This is a genomic window from Bacillus sp. DX3.1 (genome assembly GCF_030292155.1).
Taxonomy (GTDB): domain Bacteria; phylum Bacillota; class Bacilli; order Bacillales; family Bacillaceae_G; genus Bacillus_A.
The window spans coordinates 1736794-1758892 of sequence record NZ_CP128153.1 but is presented as its reverse complement, the minus strand read 5'-3'; the positions used below and the strand labels follow the sequence as shown (position 1 = coordinate 1758892).

The 22099-nt window shown below is 36.8% G+C and carries 17 protein-coding genes and 2 other annotated features; of the genes, 8 read left to right on the top strand and 9 right to left on the bottom strand.

What is annotated here, in order from left to right; all coding sequences use genetic code 11:
- Nucleotides 1-35 precede the first annotated feature (35 nt).
- Nucleotides 36-1385 carry a sensor histidine kinase gene (locus QRE67_RS08735; protein ID WP_286124497.1) on the bottom strand — a complete coding sequence of 450 codons (1350 nt, stop codon included), beginning with the start codon at nt 1383-1385 and terminating at the stop codon, nt 36-38.
- Nucleotides 1382-2053 carry a response regulator transcription factor gene (locus QRE67_RS08730; RefSeq protein WP_286124496.1) on the bottom strand — a complete coding sequence of 224 codons (672 nt, stop codon included), beginning with the start codon at nt 2051-2053 and terminating at the stop codon, nt 1382-1384. Before QRE67_RS08730 ends, QRE67_RS08735 begins: the two co-directional genes overlap by 4 nt.
- Nucleotides 2054-2230: 177 nt before the next feature.
- Between QRE67_RS08730 and QRE67_RS08725 the strand changes: the two genes are divergently transcribed.
- The 3 genes from QRE67_RS08725 to QRE67_RS08715 are packed head-to-tail and all read left to right on the top strand — an operon-like array spanning nt 2231 to nt 4582.
- Entirely contained in the window at nt 2231-3163 is a 933-nt protein-coding gene (locus QRE67_RS08725) for an ABC transporter ATP-binding protein (RefSeq protein WP_286125226.1), read from the top strand.
- The gene (locus QRE67_RS08720) at nt 3138-3854 is read left to right on the top strand and encodes an ABC transporter permease (RefSeq protein WP_286124495.1); all 717 of its coding nucleotides are present in this window, start codon (nt 3138-3140) and stop codon (nt 3852-3854) included. Before QRE67_RS08725 ends, QRE67_RS08720 begins: the two co-directional genes overlap by 26 nt.
- Nucleotides 3854-4582: an ABC transporter permease gene (locus tag QRE67_RS08715; RefSeq protein WP_286124494.1), complete on the top strand. Its 729-nt coding sequence runs from the start codon at nt 3854-3856 to the stop codon at nt 4580-4582. Before QRE67_RS08720 ends, QRE67_RS08715 begins: the two co-directional genes overlap by 1 nt.
- A 110-nt stretch (nt 4583-4692) precedes the next feature.
- Here the strand turns inward: QRE67_RS08715 and QRE67_RS08710 are convergent, their stop codons facing one another.
- The gene (locus tag QRE67_RS08710) at nt 4693-5406 is read right to left on the bottom strand and encodes a DUF554 domain-containing protein (RefSeq protein WP_286125225.1); all 714 of its coding nucleotides are present in this window, start codon (nt 5404-5406) and stop codon (nt 4693-4695) included.
- A gap of 1084 nt (nt 5407-6490) precedes the next feature.
- On the opposite strand from QRE67_RS08710, the gene QRE67_RS08705 reads away from it, so the two are divergent.
- Complete coding sequence (locus tag QRE67_RS08705) at nt 6491-7597, top strand: CapA family protein (protein WP_286124493.1); 1107 nt, start codon at nt 6491-6493, stop codon at nt 7595-7597.
- A gap of 451 nt (nt 7598-8048) precedes the next feature.
- Nucleotides 8049-8840, top strand: a complete 792-nt coding sequence (locus QRE67_RS08700; protein WP_286124492.1) for a DUF2935 domain-containing protein — start codon at nt 8049-8051, stop codon at nt 8838-8840.
- A 385-nt stretch (nt 8841-9225) separates the two neighbouring features.
- Here QRE67_RS08700 and ilvA read toward each other — a convergent pair whose 3' ends face one another.
- The 3 genes from ilvA to ilvE are packed head-to-tail and all read right to left on the bottom strand — an operon-like array spanning nt 9226 to nt 13115.
- Nucleotides 9226-10488, bottom strand: coding sequence for a threonine ammonia-lyase IlvA (ilvA, locus tag QRE67_RS08695; RefSeq protein ID WP_286124491.1), 1263 nt, complete (start codon nt 10486-10488; stop codon nt 9226-9228).
- Between the two features lie 33 nt (nt 10489-10521).
- Nucleotides 10522-12195 (bottom strand): dihydroxy-acid dehydratase, encoded by a 1674-nt coding sequence (gene ilvD / locus QRE67_RS08690; RefSeq protein WP_286124490.1) that lies wholly within the window; start codon nt 12193-12195, stop codon nt 10522-10524.
- 20 nt (nt 12196-12215) lie between these two features.
- A complete protein-coding gene (ilvE, locus tag QRE67_RS08685; RefSeq protein WP_286125224.1) occupies nt 12216-13115 on the bottom strand; it encodes a branched-chain-amino-acid transaminase in 900 nt (299 codons plus the stop codon).
- Nucleotides 13116-13266: 151 nt separating this feature from the next.
- Nucleotides 13267-13513: a binding site (T-box leader), on the bottom strand.
- A gap of 604 nt (nt 13514-14117) precedes the next feature.
- Between ilvE and QRE67_RS08680 the strand changes: the two genes are divergently transcribed.
- Entirely contained in the window at nt 14118-14876 is a 759-nt protein-coding gene (locus QRE67_RS08680; RefSeq protein WP_286125223.1) for an SDR family oxidoreductase, read from the top strand.
- A gap of 110 nt (nt 14877-14986) precedes the next feature.
- A complete protein-coding gene (gene msrA, locus QRE67_RS08675) occupies nt 14987-15523 on the top strand; it encodes a peptide-methionine (S)-S-oxide reductase MsrA (RefSeq protein ID WP_286124489.1) in 537 nt (178 codons plus the stop codon).
- Nucleotides 15524-16088: 565 nt separating this feature from the next.
- On the opposite strand, the gene speB is transcribed toward msrA, so the two are convergent.
- Nucleotides 16089-17033 (bottom strand): agmatinase, encoded by a 945-nt coding sequence (speB, locus tag QRE67_RS08670; protein WP_286124488.1) that lies wholly within the window; start codon nt 17031-17033, stop codon nt 16089-16091.
- A 313-nt stretch (nt 17034-17346) separates the two neighbouring features.
- Nucleotides 17347-18684: a sodium-dependent transporter gene (locus QRE67_RS08665; protein WP_286124487.1), complete on the bottom strand. Its 1338-nt coding sequence runs from the start codon at nt 18682-18684 to the stop codon at nt 17347-17349.
- A gap of 317 nt (nt 18685-19001) precedes the next feature.
- Nucleotides 19002-19223: a binding site (T-box leader), on the bottom strand.
- A gap of 240 nt (nt 19224-19463) precedes the next feature.
- Here QRE67_RS08665 and QRE67_RS08660 point away from each other — a divergent pair.
- Nucleotides 19464-21098 (top strand): putative polysaccharide biosynthesis protein, encoded by a 1635-nt coding sequence (locus tag QRE67_RS08660; RefSeq protein ID WP_286124486.1) that lies wholly within the window; start codon nt 19464-19466, stop codon nt 21096-21098.
- 70 nt (nt 21099-21168) lie between these two features.
- Here the strand turns inward: QRE67_RS08660 and cysK are convergent, their stop codons facing one another.
- Nucleotides 21169-22086: a cysteine synthase A gene (gene cysK / locus QRE67_RS08655; RefSeq protein ID WP_286124485.1), complete on the bottom strand. Its 918-nt coding sequence runs from the start codon at nt 22084-22086 to the stop codon at nt 21169-21171.
- Nucleotides 22087-22099: the final 13 nt, after the last annotated feature.

Here is a 22099-nt window from a genome sequence, read left to right as displayed (position 1 = left end):
CCAATTCCCCTTTTCACACTCTCTCATATTTTTATTTAAACCAGCTTTTTAAATAAAATTTTTGCTCCTGTATCATCAGAATCTATTCGCCACTCGATTTCCATTTCTTTTGCCATAACGGCAATAATGGACAATCCAATTCCTGCACCTTTATTAACTGAAGGTGCATTTTGAAAACCAGGTCCATGATCGACAACTATAATTGTCTCTTCTTCATGATTTATATAAATACCGATAAATCTCCCATCTTTCGCATGGCGAATGACATTTTGAATCACATTGTCTATGATTCTTTGAAACCAATTGGCATCAATATTCCAAAAGAGTGGCTTTTCCGGAATGACAATATCAACTTCAAATCCTTGTTCATCCAACATGTCATACCATGATGCTACAAGCTTTCTTGTTAGACGTGTCATATCCGTTGGTTCTGGATGGTACGGATACTTTTTTGCTGTTATTAAAGAGTACGATAATAAATTTTCAATAAGCTCCGCCAAGTAATTAATTTTTTCATCTATTAATTCTATCGTTTCATTTCCTTTTGCTGAAATGACCTCTTCTTTCAATGAATCAATTTGTGCACGCATTGCGGTTAAAGGTGTTCTCAAGTCATGAGAAAGATCTGCAATTAACTTTCTACGAAACTGTTCCTCTTCTTCCCCCTTCATTCGACTTTTATGTAAAGCTTCTACCATTTTATTAAAGGATTCTTCTAATAAACCAACCTCGTCCTTCTTTGATATTTGAACTGCTAATGGAATAGACTGATCCTTTGGAAATTCCATCGCCTTTTGTAACTTTAGCAACCGTTTTCTAATTTTAAGAAAAAATATGATAGAACAAACAATAAATATGGCAAAGAAAGTGATGATTACTAATTCAAATACGACTTCGTATCTTTCTCGTATTTGAACGATTGGTGCTTTCAAATATTTCCTCGGAATTTGAAATACCATAAATGCACCTTGTTTCTTTTTTCCCATATAAGATACGACGGTAAATGGATCCCCCTCGAAACTTTTTTTCATAAATGCTACCGTGTCACTTGCAGACCAGTGCTGTGGAATATTTTGTTTTTCAGGAATTTGAAAACGTGTTTGTCCTTGTCCATCTATCCAAAACATAGAGCCTTCCGGATATTGTTCACGAAACAGCTGAAGCGCCTTCTCAATTTCCTCTGGATTCTCTTCATGCAACGCTTTCGCCTGATTAGCCCATTTTTCTTCAATTTGTTCAGTGCCATAATAGGGATCTAGATCCTCTATCCGCTCTAATGAATTTGTTAAAAAAAACGAACTCAGTGGCACAATTAAAGGTAACAATATAAGTGCCACAAAAATAATAAGAAGATATCTTCGTAATAAAGACGTACTTTTCCTCATGCTTTGCACCGATAGCCAATCCCGCGTATCGTTTCTATAATTGTTGGGCTACTTGGATTCCGCTCAATTTTCTCTCGCAAATGCCGAATATGAACCATTAGAGCTTTATCGCCCTCTATATACGATTCGTTCCATACAGCTTCAAAAATCTGTTCTTTTGTTAACGTTCGATTTATATGTTTCATCAAATAAAAAAAGATTTGATGTTGCTTTCCTGATAAAACAATTTCCTCATTTATTTCTGTATCTACAATACGATATTCTTTCGTAAATACTTGCAAATGCCGAACACGTTGAACCTCTGCTCCGTCCCTGTTATACCTTCTTAACAACACTTCAATGCGTGCTATTAACTCTTTTGGATGAAATGGCTTCGTTATATAATCATCTGCAAATGTTAATCCATATATTTTATCTTCTAATGTTGTTCGTGCCGTAAGCATAATGATTGGTGTATCTGGATATTCACTTTTAAACCGCTGTCCTAATGTAAAACCATCTAACCCTGGTAACATCACATCTAACACAATTACATCTGCTGTTTTACTCGCTTCGGAACTCCCCTTCTCTGAAGTAAACCAAGAAACTTCGTAATCTTGTTTCTCAAGTTCTTTTTTTACCCACTCACCAATTTCAATATCATCCTCAATATATAAAATGCGTCTCATCTTTTCACCTTCATATACAAATTTAACCTTTCCCTTCCATGATAAGGAATAAGAGTCCTTTTGAAAACCATTACACTCCAAATTCAAGGAATATTATATAAATTTAAACAAATCTTAAACTCTCCTAACCTTATCATTAACCTTCATTTTTTATACTAAATGGGAGGTGATATGAAAATGACTTATATTTTAGAAACAAAAGCGTTAACAAAAAAATATCGAAATGATTATGTTGTACAAAACGTAGACTTAAAAATTCCAAAAGGAGAAATCTACGGTTTTCTCGGTCCTAACGGTGCCGGAAAAACAACCAGTATTCGTATGTTATTAGGACTTATTAAACCAACACAAGGTAGCGTCACCATTTTCAATCAAGATTTAGCAAAAGAACGGTTATCCATACTATCTAAAATAGGAGCTCTTGTTGAAAACCCATCTTATTATGCTCACTTAAATGCAATTGAAAATTTAGAAGTGTATCGTATTTTAAGAAATGTTCCAAAAGAAAAAATCGGAGAAGTTTTACAAATCGTCGGCTTACAACATGCCGCGAAACAAAAAGTAAAAGAATATTCATTAGGGATGAAGCAACGTTTAGGAATTGCGATTGCCCTGCTTGGTGATCCGCAGCTATTGATTTTAGATGAGCCGACAAATGGTCTTGATCCACAAGGTATTCACGAAATACGCACATTAATTAAGCAACTGACCAAAGAAAGAGGAATTACTATCCTTATATCCAGTCACTTATTAAGCGAAATTGATCAAATGGCAACTTATGTTGGTATTATTTCAAAAGGCAAGCTTATTTTCCAAGATAAAATTGAAGCACTGCGACACCATGCTCAGCATACGATTTCACTTATGACAGATAAACCTGATGCTGCTTGGAAAGCAATTCTCGCCAAAGGAACTCCTTCGGTGCGAGAAGAGGATAAAATCATCCTCTCAAACGCAACAAATCAAACTGTTGCGGATATTGTAAGAACACTAGTAACACACAACATCGCTGTATTTCGAATTGAAGAAAATAAAAAATCACTGGAAGATATATTCTTACAGCTTGTAAGGGAGGAAAAAGCGGATGTACAAGCGCCTCTTTCAATCTGAAATCTTAAAAATAAAGCGCAAGTGGATTTGGTTTTTAATCGTTTTAGGACCGGTAGGTGTTATTTCACTCCAAGCATGTAACTTTTTTCTTCGTTATGATTTTTTGACAGATAAGTATGCACAAGACTTATGGGGAGGGCTTCTTTCTGAAGTTCAACCTCTTGCCTTAACAACTCTTATATTAGGGATTACTATCGTTACTTCTTTAATTGCTCATCTAGAACATCATTCCACTTCATGGAAACATCTTTTATCATTACCTATAAAAAAAAGAGATGTTTTTATAACAAAATTTATACTTGTGTTTTGTTTACTTACTGTATCTTGCTTTTTACTATTGATAGGTACAGTTGGATTAGGCTTAGCTTTACAATTTGATGCTTCAATCCCGTGGTTCTCTTTATTCAAAATGAGTTTTTATCCATATTTCGCCGCACTACCAATCGTAGCATTACAATTATGGATTGCTATCGTATTTGATAACCAAGGCATCGCTTTTACAGTAGGAATGTTAGGAACGATTTTCGCCATGTTTTCATCAGCCCTTCCAAATTGGATCATATGGAGATGGCCAAGTTTACATATTGACTGGGGACCTCCTATTGTATGTGTAGCAATAGGCATTGCCGTTAGCTTATTTATGTTGTATATCGAAACAGTAGACTATGTAAGAAGGGATGTGTACAAGTAATGCTCTGGCTCAAAATAATGCAAGCAGAATTTTATAAAATTAGAAAAACAAAAATATGGGTCTTGCTATTTCTCAGCCCTCTCATAACAGGTGGATTAGCTTTTATAACTGCCACCCACTATCCCGAGTATAAACAATGGCAACTCATCTACAGTGTTATGGTACTGATACATGGAATGCTATTTCTACCATTATTAACAGGGATTTTCACTGCTTTTATCTGCAGATATGAACATTCTCATGGTGGTTGGAAGCAAATTTTAGTCCAACCCATTACACGTTATCACCTTTATGTCATTAAATTTTTCTTTATTCTTTTATTTACAGCTTCTGTGCAAATTCTCTTTGGAATAAGCTTTGTTATAGTAGGCTGGCTTTCTGGAGTAACTGGTTCTTTCCCAATAGACCTCTTACTAAAAGGCTTAGTTGGTGGCTGGATTGCTACACTTCCTTTAATCGCCCTACAACTATGGGTCTCAACCATTTGGTCTAGTTTCGCAGCACCGATCGCCTTAAATGTCATTGCAACTATACCAGCTTTGATCATTTCGCAGTCTGAAAGATTCGCACCTTTTTATCCATGGTCTCAGCCATTTAAAGCGATGATACCTCCAGATGATCCACAACTGTTATTCATATCGATTCAAACATTAGTTTTTGTGATTATGGGAAGTTTTGTTTGTTTCTTTATCGGTGGGTTCATGCATTTTATGAAGAAAGCCTATTAACTTCCTATTTATATGTATATAGAATTAGAAAAAGCCCAATAATTCTCTCTTCATTTTTTGAGGAAACTACTGGGCTATCATTCCTATTATACAAAACGAAACTAACAATTTTAAAAATATAAATTATATCCATACATCAACGACACAATCACCGCCACAACAAAGATCCCGGGTAATAGATTCGCTACCTTAATTTTAATAATTCCTAATAAATTCAAACCAATCGCAAAAATCATAATTCCACCAGTAGCAGTCATTTCAACGATAAACTGATTCATCAATACCTCTGGTACAAAACGATCAATTTGCGTCGCAAATAATGCAATGGCTCCTTCATATAAAATGACAGGTATCGCTGAAAATAGCACACCAATTCCCAGCGTTGTCGTTAAAATAAGTGAAATGAATCCATCAATAATTGCCTTTGTAAATAACACATCATGATTTCCGCGAATTCCACTATCTAATGCCCCGATAATCCCCATTGCACCAATAGCAAAGATTAACGTTGCTGTTACAAATCCTAAAGATATACTACCTTGTCCATTTGAACCAACCTTCTTTTCTAACCAATCCCCTAAACTCGTTAATTTCTCTTCTAATTTCAACCATTCTCCAATCACTGCACCAACGACGAGACTTAAAATGGCAATAAGAAAATTTTCACCTTTCAATCCCATTTGTAAACCGAGTACCATGACGGCCAGACCAATTGCATGCATAACCGTTCCCTTCATACTTTCCGGAATACTACTTAATAATCTACCAAATAAAGTGCCGATTAATATGCAAATCCCATTTACTAAGGCTCCTAGTATTACCATCATTCATTCTCCATTCCCTTTGATCTATATAAATCCATTTTGATTTTTCGACATATAGCCGCGGCTACGGATAACAACAGGTGACCTGCACTCGGTTTCTCTCTTTGTTTTCTCTTGGCATGGGGTAGGAAAAGGATCTGACCGCTTCTATTCATGGACGGATGCTCTCTCCCACCTAAAAAGAAGGGGTTTATGTCGGTTTTTAATTTGTATTTATATAATTATAACGACATGTTATATGAACTAGCATTTCGGTTAGGAATGCTATATAAATCCATTTTGATTTTTCGACATATAAGCCGCGGCTACGGACAACAACAGGTGACCTGCACTCGGTTTCTCTCTTTGTTTTCACTTCGCATGTGGGGCAGGAAAAGGATCTGACCGCTTCTATTCATGGACGGATGCTCTCTCCCACCTAAAAAGAAGGGCTCTATGTCGGTTTTTTAATTTGTATTTATACACACTAGTTAAATCTTCGTATCTAGTATGCTACAAGACACAATATCCCCACGAATTTTTGAAATAAAACACCTAAAATTGATTTATGTATTGTATTCACTCCACATTTCATGTTACCGTATTGTTGCAACGATTACGAGATGATTCCTTGGCTTGCTTTCATAATATACAATGAACATCTTACACAATGTACACCGTTTTTTGCATACATAGTTATTCATTTTTTGGTTATATATAAATCCATTTTAATTTTTCGACACATAAGCCGCGGCTATGGATAACAAAAGGTGACCTGCACTCGTTTTCTCTCTTTGTTTTCACTTGGCATGGGGTAGGAAAAGGATCTGACCTCTTCTATGCATGGCCGGATACTCTCTCCCACCTAAAAAGAAGGGGTTTATGTCGGTTTTTTAATTTGTATTTATATAGAACATGATAAGCATATAAAGTGAACCTTTTATCAGTGGGGTTTTCTTCATTCCCCACTAATAATTAACCCTCACCAATCGGGCTTTTACGGGCAGTTATCCCTCACCTATCTTCTTTGTTTTCTCTGAATCTTGAGGTGGGGGTCTTACTGCCCGCGAATAGCGGAATAAAAACTCAAAAAGGAAATGTATATATGACAACTTTATTAAAACGCTTTATTTTAATAGCTATTCTCATTACACCGATCGTTTTATCCGTAAATAACTCCTTTACTTCAAAGGCAAAAAACGTAGCAAAAGTAGAAGAAAAATCAAAAAAAGCAAAGGCAACAGAAACAAAGAAAAAAGAAGATCCTGAAATTACTCTTACATTCTCTGGCGATACAATGTTTGACTGGCAATTACGTCCTGTTATTCAAAGTAAAGGTGCTGATTATCCATTCGAACATGTAAAAAAGGAAATTAAAAAAGCAGATTTTTCTTTTGTAAACTTAGAATCCGCATTTACAACGCGTGAAAAAAAATATCCTGGTCAGTTATTTTGGATTAAAAGCGACCCGTCTACGTTGCAAGCAATTAAAAATACAGGCTATGATATCGTCAATATCGGAAACAACCATACGCTTGATTATGGACAAGATGGTTTAATGGATACTATTTCTCACGTAGAAGAACTGAAACTCCCCTATATCGGTGCCGGAAAAAATGCAGATGATGCATATACAGCACGAGAAGTTACAGTGAAAGGGAAAAAGTTTAAATTCCTCTCCTTTGTTCGCTTTATACCTGAATTCAATTGGGTAGCTGGTAAAGACAAACCGGGCGTTACAAATGGATATGATATAAATCTAGTAACCAAAACAATTAAAGAACAAAAGAAAGATGCCGATTATGTGATTGTATATATGCATTGGGGTGTTGAAAAATCAAATAGACCAGTAGACTATCAAAAACAATATGTTCCAAAAATGGTTGAAGCAGGTGCTGATGCGATTGTTGGTAGTCACCCACACCAGCTTCAAGGATTTGAATATTACGAAAAAGTTCCTGTTGCCTACTCACTTGGAAACTTCTTGTTCCCTAATTATGTAAAAGGACGCAGTGCAGAAACTGGTGTATTAACAATGAAATTCAAAGGAAAAGACGTACAAATGTCATTTAATCCTTATATGATTCGTAACAATCAAATTTCACCAGTTGACGCTCAAGAAAAGAAAACGATGCTGCAATATTTACAATCTATTTCGAGTGATGTAAAAATTGATGAAGATGGAAAAATAATAGATAAGCGTAACCAATAAAGTGAAATTTTGATTAATGGGGCTTCATCCCCCATTAATCATTATCCCTAACCAACTCTGCTTTCTTCTTCGTACAATTGAAAGTATCCGTCCATACATCTATAAAATGATAGAAATGCCTTCTAGCTTCGCGGAAGGTATTTTTTTATTCATTAACAAACTATATAAATCCATTTTGATTTTTCGACATATAGCCGCGGCTATAGATAACAAAAGGTGACCTGCACTCGTTTTCTTTCTTTGTTTTCACTTGGCATGTGGGGCAGGAAAAGGATCTGACCGCTTCTATGTATGGCCGGATGCTCTCTCCCGCCTAAAAAGAAGGGCTTTATGTCGGTTTTTTTATTTGTATTTATATATATGTAATCTAGGTCTATATCAAATAAACTCGTCTAATCACTATGACCAGCGAATACAATAAATGGATGATATTTATTACAAGGGGGTACACATGGCTGATTTATTTGTATCAAGATCACTCGATGAAATTCGCTTCTGGTCTCGGATTATGAAAGAACATGCTTTATTTTTAAGTCTTGGATTTAGTGCTGGTGATACACAACTCATACAAGAGGCACAACAATTTATTGTATTATTTGAAAAAATTGAGCAACAACTGAATCAATACTCTGTTGATTCAGACCCTCAACAAATCAAAAATTTTAACAATCAAGTTTATCAAGCTGTCTCTTCCATTTGGGCCTATAAGCGAAAAGTGTTAGGCTTAATATTGCAATGTAAGATTCAATCCAATAACTATGCATTATTAGTTGATCATACTAGCCGCGAAGCCGCCTATTTTGCGAATCGCTTAAAAGATTTAAATGAAAATAAGCTCGATCCATTGCCTGCAGCAATTATAGAAGAGAATGTATTTTTCTTAAAAATCATGGCAGATCATGCAAAATTTATTGGTCACCTTCTCGATCCCTCTGAAAGAAAATTAGTTGATCAAGCACGAGAATTTAGTCATGATTTTGACCAACTTGTTTTTCAAGCAATTGATTTAAATTCTATGCGTCCACAATCAGAAACGGTACCTATTTTAGACCAATTCCTTGATCAAAACCGTGTTTCAGTAACTGCTTTGCGCGACTTTAAGAAAACGGCAACAGAGTTAATTGAAGCCTGTAAAATAAAAAGTAACATTCATCCTCTTCTTGCAGACCATGTTTATCGTGAGGCTGAAAGATTTCTTCATATTATTGATATGTTTGATAAAAGTCTTACTACAAGCTCCTAAAAGGTACATCTTGTAAATCTAACAATAGATATAATCTATAAAGTGAAACTTTTATGGGCAGTTATCCCTCACCTATCTTCTTTGTTTCTCTCTGAATCTTGAGGTGGGGGTCTTACTACTCACGAATAGTGGGATAAAATAAAAACTAAATCTCTATAAAAAATTCTCTTAGAGATTTATGTTAATCCATTTTGATTTTTCGACATATAAGCCGCAGCTATGGATAACAAAAGGTGACCTGCACTCGTTTTCTCTCTTTGTTTTCACTATATCTGGGCAGGAAAAGGATCTGACCGCTTCTATGCATGGCCGGATGCTCTCTCCCACCTTAAAAGAAGGGCTTTGTGTCGGTTTTTTAATTTGTATTTATATAGTTTCATCCACGCTAAATTAATAAATCAAACAACACCGGATTTTTATTCAACTCCATAAATTGAATATTATTTTGTTGAAAACGAGTAATTAACGGCTCATAATCTTCTCTATGTTTTAACTCCACTCCGACAAGTGCAGGTCCGTTTTCTTTATTATGTTTCTTAATATACTCGAATCGAGTAATGTCATCATCTGGTCCTAAGCCTTTATCAAGGAATTCTCGCAATGCACCTGAACGCTGCGGAAATTCAATAACAAAATAATGTTTTAATCCTTCGTAAATGAGAGAGCGTTCTTTGATTTCTTGCATTCTATCAATATCATTATTCCCGCCACTTAACGTACAAACAACGGTTTTTCCTTTAATTTCTTCTTTATATAAATCCAGTGCAGCAATAGAAAGAGCTCCAGCTGGCTCAGCAACGATTGCATTTTTCTTATATAACTCTAAAATCGTTGTACAAATTTTCCCCTCAGGCACTAGTACGATATCATCTAAAACATCCTTACACGTTTCAAAAGTTAATTTCCCAACTCGTTTTACAGCCGCTCCGTCAACAAAACTATCAATATTGTCTAATGCTACATTTTCGTTTTGTAAAAAAGCTTCTTTCATCGATGCAGCACCAACTGGTTCTACCCCGATTACTTTCGTGGAAGGACTAACACCTTTTACATATGTACCAACTCCTGATGCCAAACCACCTCCACCAATTGCTGTGAATACGTAATCAACAGGTTTCTCCATATCGTGCAAAATCTCAACGGCAACAGTTCCTTGACCAGCAATTACATATGGATCATCAAATGGGTGAACAAACGTCATCCCCTGTTCTTCGCAATAACGCTGTGCTTCTTGGAAAGAACTATCAAACGTATCACCAACTAAAATAATTTCAGCAAAGTCACCTCCAAAAAATTGCACTTGGGATACTTTCTGTTTGGGCGTTGTCGTTGGCATAAAGATTTTTGACGAAATTTTCAATAAATTACACGTATACGCGACTCCCTGTGCATGATTTCCTGCACTTGCGCAAACGACACCGTTTTGTACTTGTTCCTTTGATAAACTTTGAATTAAATTGTAAGCACCTCGAATTTTAAATGACCGAATGACTTGTAAGTCTTCCCGTTTCACATACACATCACACTCGTAATAATCCGATAAAACTGATACCCGTTGCAGCGGCGTTTTATTTACGATATCCTTCATATGATTATGAGCCACAAGGATATCTTCGATTTTCACTCTCTCCCTTACATTTTGCACCATCTCGTATCATTCCTTATCTCTTTAATATGTGACTCAATTAAAATTTTGCATTTTCAGCACGGCACCTGTATTTGCTGATGTAACCATTTGTGCGTATCGCCCAAGCCAACCCGTTTTCACTTTTAACTCTGGTCGTTTCCATTCTTTCCGGCGCTTTTCTAATTCTTCATCACTTACTCTTACTTCAAGGAGACGCTCCTCTACATCAATACATACAATATCTCCTTGCTGCAGAAGAGCTATTTCGCCTCCTGCCGCAGCTTCTGGTGAAATATGACCAACTGAAATGCCGCGTGATGCACCTGAAAAACGACCATCCGTTAATAATGCAACATCTGCTCCTAAGCCCATACCCGCGATTGCTGATGTTGGTGCTAACATTTCTGGCATACCTGGTCCACCTCTTGGTCCTTCATAACGGATAACAACAACATCACCTTTTTTTACTTTACCAAGCATAATACCAGCAAGTGCCTCATCCTGAGAGTGAAAAATGACACACGGTCCTTCAAATCGTTTTACCTCTGTTGCACCGCTTTTAATAACAGCACCATCTTTCGCAAGGTTTCCTTTTAATATACGCAGGCCCCCTTCTTCACTATGCGGATTTTCAAGAGAATGAATCACCTCTTTATCTTGAATTTCTGCATGAGCAATGTTTTCTCGTAACGTTTGACCTGTAGCTGTGATCCGGTCAAGATGAAGTACCCCTTCTTTTCTACTTAATTCTTTTAAAATTGCACTAATGCCACCAGCACGCTCAATATCTTCCATATGCCAATTCGATGCCGGACTTACTTTACATAAATGAGGAACGCGGCGAGAAACTTCATCAATTCGATTCATATCATAGTCTAGCCCTGCTTCTTGAGCGATTGCTAGCGTATGTAATACAGTATTGGTCGAACCACCCATCGCCATATCTAATGCAAATGCATCATCAATTGCTTCTTGTGTAACGATGTCACGCGGTTTAATATCTCGTTCTATTAATACTTTTAATTTTTCTGCTGCCTGTTTAATTAAATCCTTACGTCGCGGATCAGTGGCTAGAATGCTTCCATTTCCCGGAAGTGCCAACCCTAACACTTCACATAAACAGTTCATTGAATTTGCCGTAAACATACCAGAACATGAGCCGCAAGACGGACAACCATGATCTTCAATATCTTTTAACTCTTCTTCTGAAATTTTTCCAGATTGATAGGCTCCAACTCCTTCAAAAACAGAACTTAAATCCACTACATCTCCTTTTGAAGTTTTCCCTGCAGCCATTGGACCACCTGAAACAAACACAGTTGGAATGTTAACGCGCATCGCAGCCATCATCATACCAGGTGTAATTTTGTCACAGTTCGGAATACAAATCATTCCATCAAACCAGTGAGCATTTACAACTGTTTCAACTGAATCAGCGATAATCTCTCGGCTTGGCAGTGAATAACGCATGCCGATATGTCCCATCGCAATTCCGTCATCAACTCCAATCGTATTAAACTCAAACGGAACCATTCCTGCCGCACGAACTGCTTCTTTCACAAGGCGGCCAAATTCATTTAAATGCATATGACCTGGAATAATTTCAATAAAAGAATTACAAATCGCTACAAACGGTTTATCGAAATCTTCATCTTTTAAACCGGTCGCTTTTAATAAACTACGGTGCGGTGCTTTATCAAATCCCTTTTTAATCATGTCACTTCTCATTTTCCCAAATCCTTTCATAGTTAAACTAAATTTCCTGCAAGTCCTGGAACACGTACCCCTCGTTCTTGCGTTAGCTTTCGGAATTCTTCTGTTAACTGTTTTGTTACACATCCTGGTTTTCCGTTCCCGATTTCTCTTGAATCAACCTTAACTACTGGGATCAACTCCGCAGCTGTTCCGGTTAAAAAGACTTCATCTGCTACATATACATCGTGACGTGTAAATGGTTTTTCCTCACATGGAATGCCTAGTCGCTCACAAAGTTCAATTACACTATTACGTGTAATTCCTTCCAGCGCTCCTAAATAAGCAGGAGGTGTCAATACTTTCCCATCTTTTACAACAAACACGTTATCTCCTGATCCTTCACACACATATCCTTGTTGGTTCAGCATGAGTGCTTCTAGAACGCCAGCTTGTGCCGCTTCAATTTTCACAAGCACATTATTTAAATAGTTCATCGACTTAATACGAGGATCGAGTGCATCCGGCATATTTCGGCGTGATGCAACTGATACCACACTAAGACCGTTATCATAAAACTCTTGCGGGAACAGCTTTAACTGTTCTGTGATAATGATGACACTTGGATTTTTACAACTTCTTGGATCAAGCCCTAAGTCTCCCTTTCCTCTTGAAACAATTAACCTAATATATGCATCCGCATATTCATTTTTTTGTAGTGTCTGTAAAACTGCTTGTTCCATCTCTTCAACTGTCATTGGAATCGTAAGTAAAATAGATTTCGCAGATTCATATAAACGCTTCAAATGCTCTTTCAAACAAAATACATTCCCTCCATAACTACGAATCCCTTCAAATACGCCATCCCCGTATAAGAATCCGTGATCATAAACAGATACAACTGCCTTTTCTTTTTCTACTAATTCCCCATTCATATAGATATATTGTTTTTTCATCATACATCGCTCCTCTTTTTTATCTCTTTATACGCAATCCATCTCTATATCGATTGCTGAGAAGAAAATATTTTCTCAATATTCTGTATACGAATTATAAAAAATATCCTCGGCTCAACAATCGATTTTCTACAAACTTGTAGCAACCCATTGCTGAGGCGAGGGAATCGCGGTACCACCCAGCTTCCTTATACTTCTCACGAAATACAAGCTCTGTAAGTCCTATTAGACTTTCGTTCTTTTATCGGGAACAACTCCGCCGCTTTCTACTAAGTTTTCCTTTCGAAAGCAGTGCTCTGAGGTGATCTTCAACGATGCGATCGTTACCGTCCTTCCAGCCCCTGGGACAGCTCTCTGAAACGCTCTTTATCGTTTACTTTCCTCTTCTTCGCTTCTTCAATTCTCTTTTTCCAAAATAAAAACTCTCGCCTCAGCAATCAATCACTACATCATTGTAGCTTTGATTGCTGAGGCGAGAGATTCGCGTTACCACTCAGCTTCCTTATACTTCTCACGAAATATAAGCTCTGTAAGTCCTATCAGACTCCCGTCCTTTTATCGGGGACGATTCCGTCGCTCTCTACTGAGTTACCCTTTCGCAAGCGATGCTCCGAGGTGATTTTCAATGAATCGATCGTTACCGCCCTTCCAGCCACGAGGCAGCTCTCTATAACTCTCATAATCATTTACTTTCCTCTTCTTTTCTCATAAATTATTTAAAAGTTAGAAAATTTAGAATTAACTTTTAGTTGTTAAACGTATTATAGGACTTAGCCCTTTTAATTGTCAATATGTTTTTTGAAAATTTATATTTAAATTATAATTCGAACGATTCTCAGCTAAACAAATAAAGATTCACCAGTAGAATTTTTATCAAACAAAAAAAGGAATGAATATAAATCAAACACTCATATATTACTTAAGTATGCTTATCTATTCTTACATAAGAAAAGATAGCATTACTAAAATACATATGTGAAATCATAAGGAGATGATATGAGTATGTTAAAAGAAAAGATTGCATTAGTTACTGGAGCAAGCCGAGGGATTGGACGCGCTATCGCAAAGCGTTTAGCAAACGATGGTGCATTAGTTGCTGTTCATTATGGAAATCGTAAGAGTGATGCGGAAGAAACAGTACTTGAAATCCAATCGAATGGTGGTTCAGCTTTTTCTATTGGAGCGAATCTTGAATCTTTACATGGTGTAGAAGCTCTTTACGAATCTTTAGATTCTAAATTACAAGAACGTACTGGTGAAACTAAGTTTGATATTTTAGTAAATAACGCTGGAATCGGCCCTGGATCTTTTATTGAAGAAACGACTGAAGATTTTTTTGATAGAATTGTTTCCGTAAATGCAAAAGCACCATTTTTCTTAATACAACAAGCCCTGCCACGCTTACGTGACAATAGTCGTATTATTAATATTTCATCTGCTGCAACGCGAATTTCTTTACCAGATTTCGTCGCATACAGTATGACAAAAGGTGCCATCAATACAATGACGTTTACGCTAGCAAAACAGCTTGGAGCAAGAGGAATAACGGTTAACGCCATACTCCCAGGTTTTATTAAAACAGATATGAACGCTGAACTACTAAGTGATCCAATGATGAAGCAGTATGCTACTAATATATCCGCTTTTAGTCGTTTAGGAGAAGTTGAAGATATCGCAGATACTGCTGCATTTCTTGCATCCTCTGACAGTCGCTGGGTCACTGGTCAATTGATTGATGTTAGCGGTGGTTCTTGTTTGTAATACTCTCTTGTTCCTACTTAAAAACATATATTTGCAAATCTTTTTTATTGCGCAATAAAACATTTTATATGATACTGAACAAAACATATCTATTTAGGAGGATTACAGTAATGGCAGAAAAAACATTTGAACTCGCAACCTTTGCAGGCGGCTGCTTTTGGTGCATGGTAAAACCATTTGACGAACTTCCTGGTATTCAAAAAGTGGTTTCAGGCTATGCCGGTGGTCACACCCCAAACCCAACATACGAACAAGTAAAAGCAGGAACATCTGGACATTTAGAAGTCGTTCAAATTACATTCGATCCTTCTATTTTCCCTTATCAAAAATTACTAGATTTATATTGGCCACAAATCGATCCGACTGATGATGGCGGACAATTTTTTGACCGCGGACCATCATATCGTACAGCGATTTTTCATCATAATGAAACGCAAAAAGAACTAGCTGAAAAGTCAAAGCTAGCAGTGGCAGAAAGCGGTATGCTTAAGGAGCCAATCGTAACAGAAATTCGTCCAGTTGCTCCATTTTACGAGGCCGAAGAATATCATCAACATTTTTATAAAAAGAATCCAGAGAAATATGCGCAAGAGCATAAAGAATCCGGCCGAGAAGATTTTATTAAAGAAAACTGGCGTAAGAAATAATAAAAATCCTCACTACTCTTTCTACTATTTGAAAGATCGGTGAGGTTTTTTATCATCACATATTTATCGCAATTGAAACCAAATTATTTAGCATATACATATAATACAGTACAGTAAAAAAACCTTTCCCGCAAACGAGAAAGGGCTCTAACGCCTCCCAGATTGGAGGCTTGTTCGAATGCTAATACCATGTAGGGTGGGGATGTTTGTACGTATAAGGCAAACTATACATTTCTCTCTCTCATATATCATATGCTAAGCAAAATTATATGGTTTGGGCATGTTGTGTGAATTTCCGATAAAATTGATTATGTGAACGAAAAGTCCCTTCAGATTTTTGAAGGGACTTTTATAGGTTTTTAGATACATTGAATACCAATAATGAGATTTTATGTATATAAATCCATTTTGATTTTTCGACATATAGCCGCTTCTATGCATGGCCGGATGCTCTCTCCCACCTAAAAAGAAGGGTTTTATGTCAGTTTTTTAATTTGTATTTATATAGACTGATAAACAAGCTGTTTTTGTTTTTACTTACTCCAAGTTCTTTCAGTATCTATATCTACTTATTCTCTTCTTTTTTTATCTTTAAAGCAATCAAACTAGCAAAATCATGCACGAGCGTAGCTGCCAAAAGAGAAGTAATTTGTGCTTGATCATATGGCGGTAATACTTCAACTAAATCAAAACCGATGTAGTTAAAACCACTTAAGGAACGTACCATATTCAATGTCTCACGACTGTTAAATCCGCCTACTTCTAACGTGCCAGTACCGGGTGCACAAGAAGGATCCACAAAGTCAATATCAAATGTTAAAAAGCAAGGTGTATCACCAATTGTTTGTCGCATTTGCTGAAGAACGCTTTCAAAACCGCGCTCACATAATTCCGCCGTCGTAATGACGTTATATCCCAAATCATCACTAGCTTGTATATCTCCTGGATGATTCAACGTTCCGCGGATTCCAATTTGAAATACTTTATCTGGTTGTAATAGGCCTTCTTCATGTGCTCGTATAAATGGAGAACCATGCCAATATTTCTCTTCATAGTATGTATCCCATGTATCCGTATGAGAATCGAAATGAATCAGAGCTACAGGTCCATGTACTTTAGCTGCCGCACGAAGGCTGGCTAATGTAACAGAATGATCTCCTCCAAGGCCTATCGGGATAATTCCTTGTTGCATTAAACCGACAACAGCTTCTTCAATCAAGTCATAGCTACGATGGATATTATGCGGAATAACAGACACATCTCCAATATCAATCGCGTTCGTATCATCAAACGGATAGACATGATGAATTGGATGATACGGAAATAATGTCATGGATGCTTGACGAATTGCTTGCGGGGCAAACCGTGCACCAACTCGAAAAGACGCAGCCGTATCAAATGGCATTCCTAAAATAGCAACCTTCGCTTGATCATTGCTAGAAGGTAGTCTCATAAATGAACCTGTCGTACAAAATTCTGGTTTTACATCTGGTGTGAGCGGATATTTCATTCGTCATTTCCCCTTTATAAACATGATTTTTAACATCAAAAAGAAATTTCCTTTATGAAAACATACACAAGACTATTTTTCTTTTATACAATGCAAAAATCATACCAAACAGAAACAAACCATTACTCACTATCAATTACTTATATATGCACTTTCTACCTATGCACAAACGAATAATTAATGCTATGCAGCATAAAAAGGATGAAAAAATAATATCATCCTTTTTATTTCTATATTTACGTCATTAACAAACACTTATTTTCGTAATCTCTCGATAAGGCATTGTTAACATGTAGGCCTTCTTAGGAGTTTTTTATATAACTCCAATAACATCTAAAAATACGATAATAATCGCAAGTGGTGCTACATAACGAAGTAAGCATAACCATAACACAAATAATTTATATCCTTTGTTTTTACTTACTCCAAGTTCTTTCATTAATACTTCTTTCTTCATTTTTAACGGAACGAAGATAGCAACCAATAATACGCCAAGCGGCATAAGTATATTACTTACTGCAAAATCCGCTAAATCAAAGATTGTTTTATCAAATAGTTTCACATCGCTTAACACACCGAATGATAATGCTGATGGAATCCCCACAACGAAGATTAATAAGCCAACGATTAATGCCATTTTCTCACGTTTTTTATTTCCTTTTGTTGTAAGTGACGCAACACTAATTTCAAGCATAGAAATTGCTGATGTTATAGTCGCGAAGAAGAACAATAATAAGAAAACAATGAAGAATAGTTTTCCAAATGCCATCTTACTGAAAATAGCTGGTAATACGATAAATAGCAGTCCTGGTCCTTGAGATGGTTCCATTCCAAACGCAAAGACGACTGGGAAAATGGCAAGTCCAGCAAGCAATGTAATCACAAGTGTTAAACCTACAATTGAAAATGCTGATCGCGGTAAACTTTCTTCTTTCGGTAAATAAGAACTGTACGTTACCATTACTGCTACACCGACAGATAATGAGAAGAAAGATTGACCCATTGCATATAAAATGATTTCAGATGTTACGTTTGAGAAGTCAGGTTGTAAGAAGAAACGAACCCCTTCACCTGCTCCGTCTAATGTGAGAGCTCGAACGATTAATACAAAGAATAAAACAAATAATGCTGGCATGAAGTATTTATTTACTTTTTCAACGCCGTTTTGCACACCTTTACTTACGATAAAAATAGTAATAAGGATAAATAATAGCTGAGAACCAACTGCTAAATACGGATTAGAAATGATTTCACCAAACGTTGCCTCATATGCTCCATTTCCTTCCCATAGCCTTCCTGTAATCGCGTTCCATAAATATAATAAAATCCAACCACCTACAACACTGTAGAATGACAGTAAAATGAAGCATGTTACAATACCTAACTTACCAACCCACGGCCATAATGTCTTTGGTGCAATTTCTCTGTACGCATCCACGGCCTCTTTTTGCGTACTTCTTCCAATAACAAATTCAGCAAGTAATAACGGTAAACCAATTAATAATGTAAAACCGATGAAAATAAGGAAGAACGCACCGCCCCCTCCAATACCGGCCATATATGGAAATTTCCAAATCGCTCCAAGACCAATTGCCGAACCTGCTGCTGCTAAAATGAAACCAAGTTTTGATGTCCATTGCTGTGAATCCATCTCTCTATCTCCTCTCTTCTGTTTTCCCTCTTTTTAAATATCTACTTATACGAAAATCATGTAACAACTACCAGTATTGTTTTCCCCTTTTGCTAATCCAACCACTTCCTTTCAAAAATAAAAAATCGCCCCTACAGTAACGTAGGGACGATGAAATTATCGCGGTACCACCCTAGTTGTGAAGAACACTAAGAAACTACCTCAATAAAAAAATCGCCCCTACGTAAACGTAGGGACGATAGAATATCGCGGTACCACCCTAGTTATGAAGATACACAAAGAATACTACCTCAATAAAAAAACGCCCCTACGCAAAACGTAGGGACGATATATATCGCGGTACCACCCTAGCTGTGAAAACATTCTTCACCACTTTATTTGATAACGGTATACACTACCGTCTTTCATTTCCTCTTAACGAGATTTATGAAAGATGCTCCAGGACGAACTTCATGAATAATCTATATACTGATTCACACCAACCATCAGCTCTCTGACATAGGGAGATTTTCACTACTATACCCTTTCATTGCTCAACTATATGTTTTCCGAATTGATTACTATCATTTTTATCACACATTAAAAACAGTGTCAACTGATTTTTTTGAATTTTTATGTATTATTACGCTTAAAATTACTATTTTTCGTTATAAAAATCTAAAATATGACTTTTCTATGAATACTATTCAATCGCTTATGGTTAATACTTTATTAAATACACCAACAGGTTTATAGTAAGAAAAGATGATTCTTAGCAACATGAGTAGGAGGAACCGTTTTTGTCTACTTCAAAAGTTTTAAAAGGAACTGCTTTACTAAGCGGTGCCACAATGATTTCGCGTATTTTAGGCTTTATTTACTTCTTTCCTTTTCAACTATTAGTTGGGGAACAAGGGGTTGCCCTATATGCGTATGCATATTCTTGGTATGGCATTTTACTTAGCTTTTCTACGGCTGGTATTCCGATTGCCGTTTCGAAATTTGTTGCCAAATATAATGCACTAGGTGACTATAGTACAAGTAAAAAACTGTATAATTCCAGTGTAAAACTCATGATGCTTATGGGCTTTATCGGCTTCTTAATTTTGTTTATTGGAGCACCTTACGTATCTCAGTTTATTATTCGTTCTGAAACACCTGACCCACAGTTCATTGCTGACGTGACACTTACAATGCGGGCATTAAGTTTCGCTCTAATTATCGTACCTGCGATGAGTGTAACACGCGGTTATTTTCAAGGTTTCCAGCATATGAAACCAAGTGCTGTTTCCCAAGTTGTGGAACAAATTGCACGCGTCGTTTTTATTTTAGTTGGAAGTTTTGTCGTTTCAAAATTGTTAGGTGGTTCTGTTGCTTCTTCAGTTGCAGTCGCAACATTTGGAGCTGTAATCGGGGCGATTGCAAGTGTTTCAATTTTAGTGATGTACTGGAGAAAATACAATAGCTTAAAGCCACCAGAAGGCGAGCTTAAATCACGTTCATCTAGTATTTCATTAAAAAACATCTATATGGAATTACTTCGTTATGCGATTCCAATCGTATTCGTTGGGATTGCCATTCCACTGTATACATTAGTGGATCAATATACAGTTGCCGATGCACTCAGGGCAGTTGGAACACCACTTAAAACAGCAAATGCTATTTTCGCTTATATCACGAACTATGCTCAAAAATTAATTATGATTCCCGCGTCACTCGCAACAGGATTTTCACTTACGATTATCCCTGCGATTACAAAATCATTTACAAGCGGAAAATTAGAAGAATTACAAGAACAAATCACAAAGATTTTTCAAGTGTTATTATTCTTTACCATCCCTGCTGCATTCGGACTCGCTAGTATCGCATACGATGCGTTCCGTATGGTATATATGAGCCCTGATACTGCTCTAGGCGGGTCACAATATTTAATTTCCTATGCACCTTCAGCAGTACTTAGTGCCATTTTCACCGTTTCAGCAGCTATTTTACAAGGGATTGATTATCAAAGAAAAACAATGATCGCCTTCTCGATTGGTATTCTCGTAAAAGTCATTGTGAATACACCGCTTCTGTATCTATTAGGTGGACATGGTGCAGTACTCGGGACCATTCTCGGATACCTCGTTTCCGATATCATTATGCTATATTGCATCGTTAAATTCACGAAATTTAATATCATTGAAACAGGTAAAACCGTATTTCTTATTACGCTTTATTCCGCTGCAATGTCAGCTGTTGTAATAGGATTGAAATCCATCATACAGTGGTTGATCCCTGGACAACCTTACATCGAATCATTACTAATCGTTATCATATGTGGTGTAATTGGTGGTCTTGTCTACCTCACTTTCGTATTTACAAGTGGACTAGCCTCACACATTCTTGGTGATCGTATTAATCGTTTACCGGTATTGAGAAAACTAAAACAATAGACAGTAAAAAAAAGAGGATGTATATGACGCATACATCCTCTTTCTCTATCTCCCTATATCTCGATAGCAATTATTCAAACAATCCCATGCTTAAATAACGCTCCCCTGTATCTGGTGCAATACATAGCACTTTCTTCCCAGCACCTAATCTTTTTGCAATCTTAATTGCTGCATAGACAGAAGCACCTGATGATGGACCTACTAATATACCTTCTTGCTTTGCTAGATTTCGCATCGTACTTAATGCTTCTTCATCTGCAATTTGAATAATTTCATTATAAACTTCTATATTTAAGTTTTTCGGAATAAACCCTGGACTTGTTCCAACTAATTTATGAGGTCCTGGAACACCGCCAGATAACACAGGAGATCCTTTCGGTTCAACAACTGCGATATACAAGTTTGGTAGTTTTTCTTTTAACGTTTCCCCTGTACCTGTAATCGTTCCACCTGTGCCGGCCGTTGCTACAAAGGCATCCAATTCTCCATCCATTTGCTCGTAAATTTCAAGCGCTGTTGTATAGCGATGGATATTTGGATTCGCTGGATTTTCAAATTGTTGCGGAATAAAACTATTTGGAATTTGTTTTTGCAGTTCAACCGCTTTTGCAATTGCCCCTGGCATCCGTTCTGTCGCTGGCGTTAAGACAACCTCTGCTCCGTATGCCTTTAATAAATTGATACGTTCTTTTGACATATTATCTGGCATAATCAAAATGGCTTTATATCCTTTTGCTGCTGCATTCATCGCTAAACCAATTCCTGTATTTCCACTTGTCGGTTCAATAATCGTATCCCCTGGCTGAATAAAGCCTTGCTCTTCTGCCATATGAATCAAATTATAAGCTGCACGATCTTTGACGCTGCGCGAAGGATTAAACATTTCCAATTTCACATATACATCCGCTGCATCATCTGGAACGAAGCGAGATAAACGTACGACAGGTGTATCTCCAATTAATTCTGTAACGTTTTGACATCGTTTCATATCGCATCTCCTA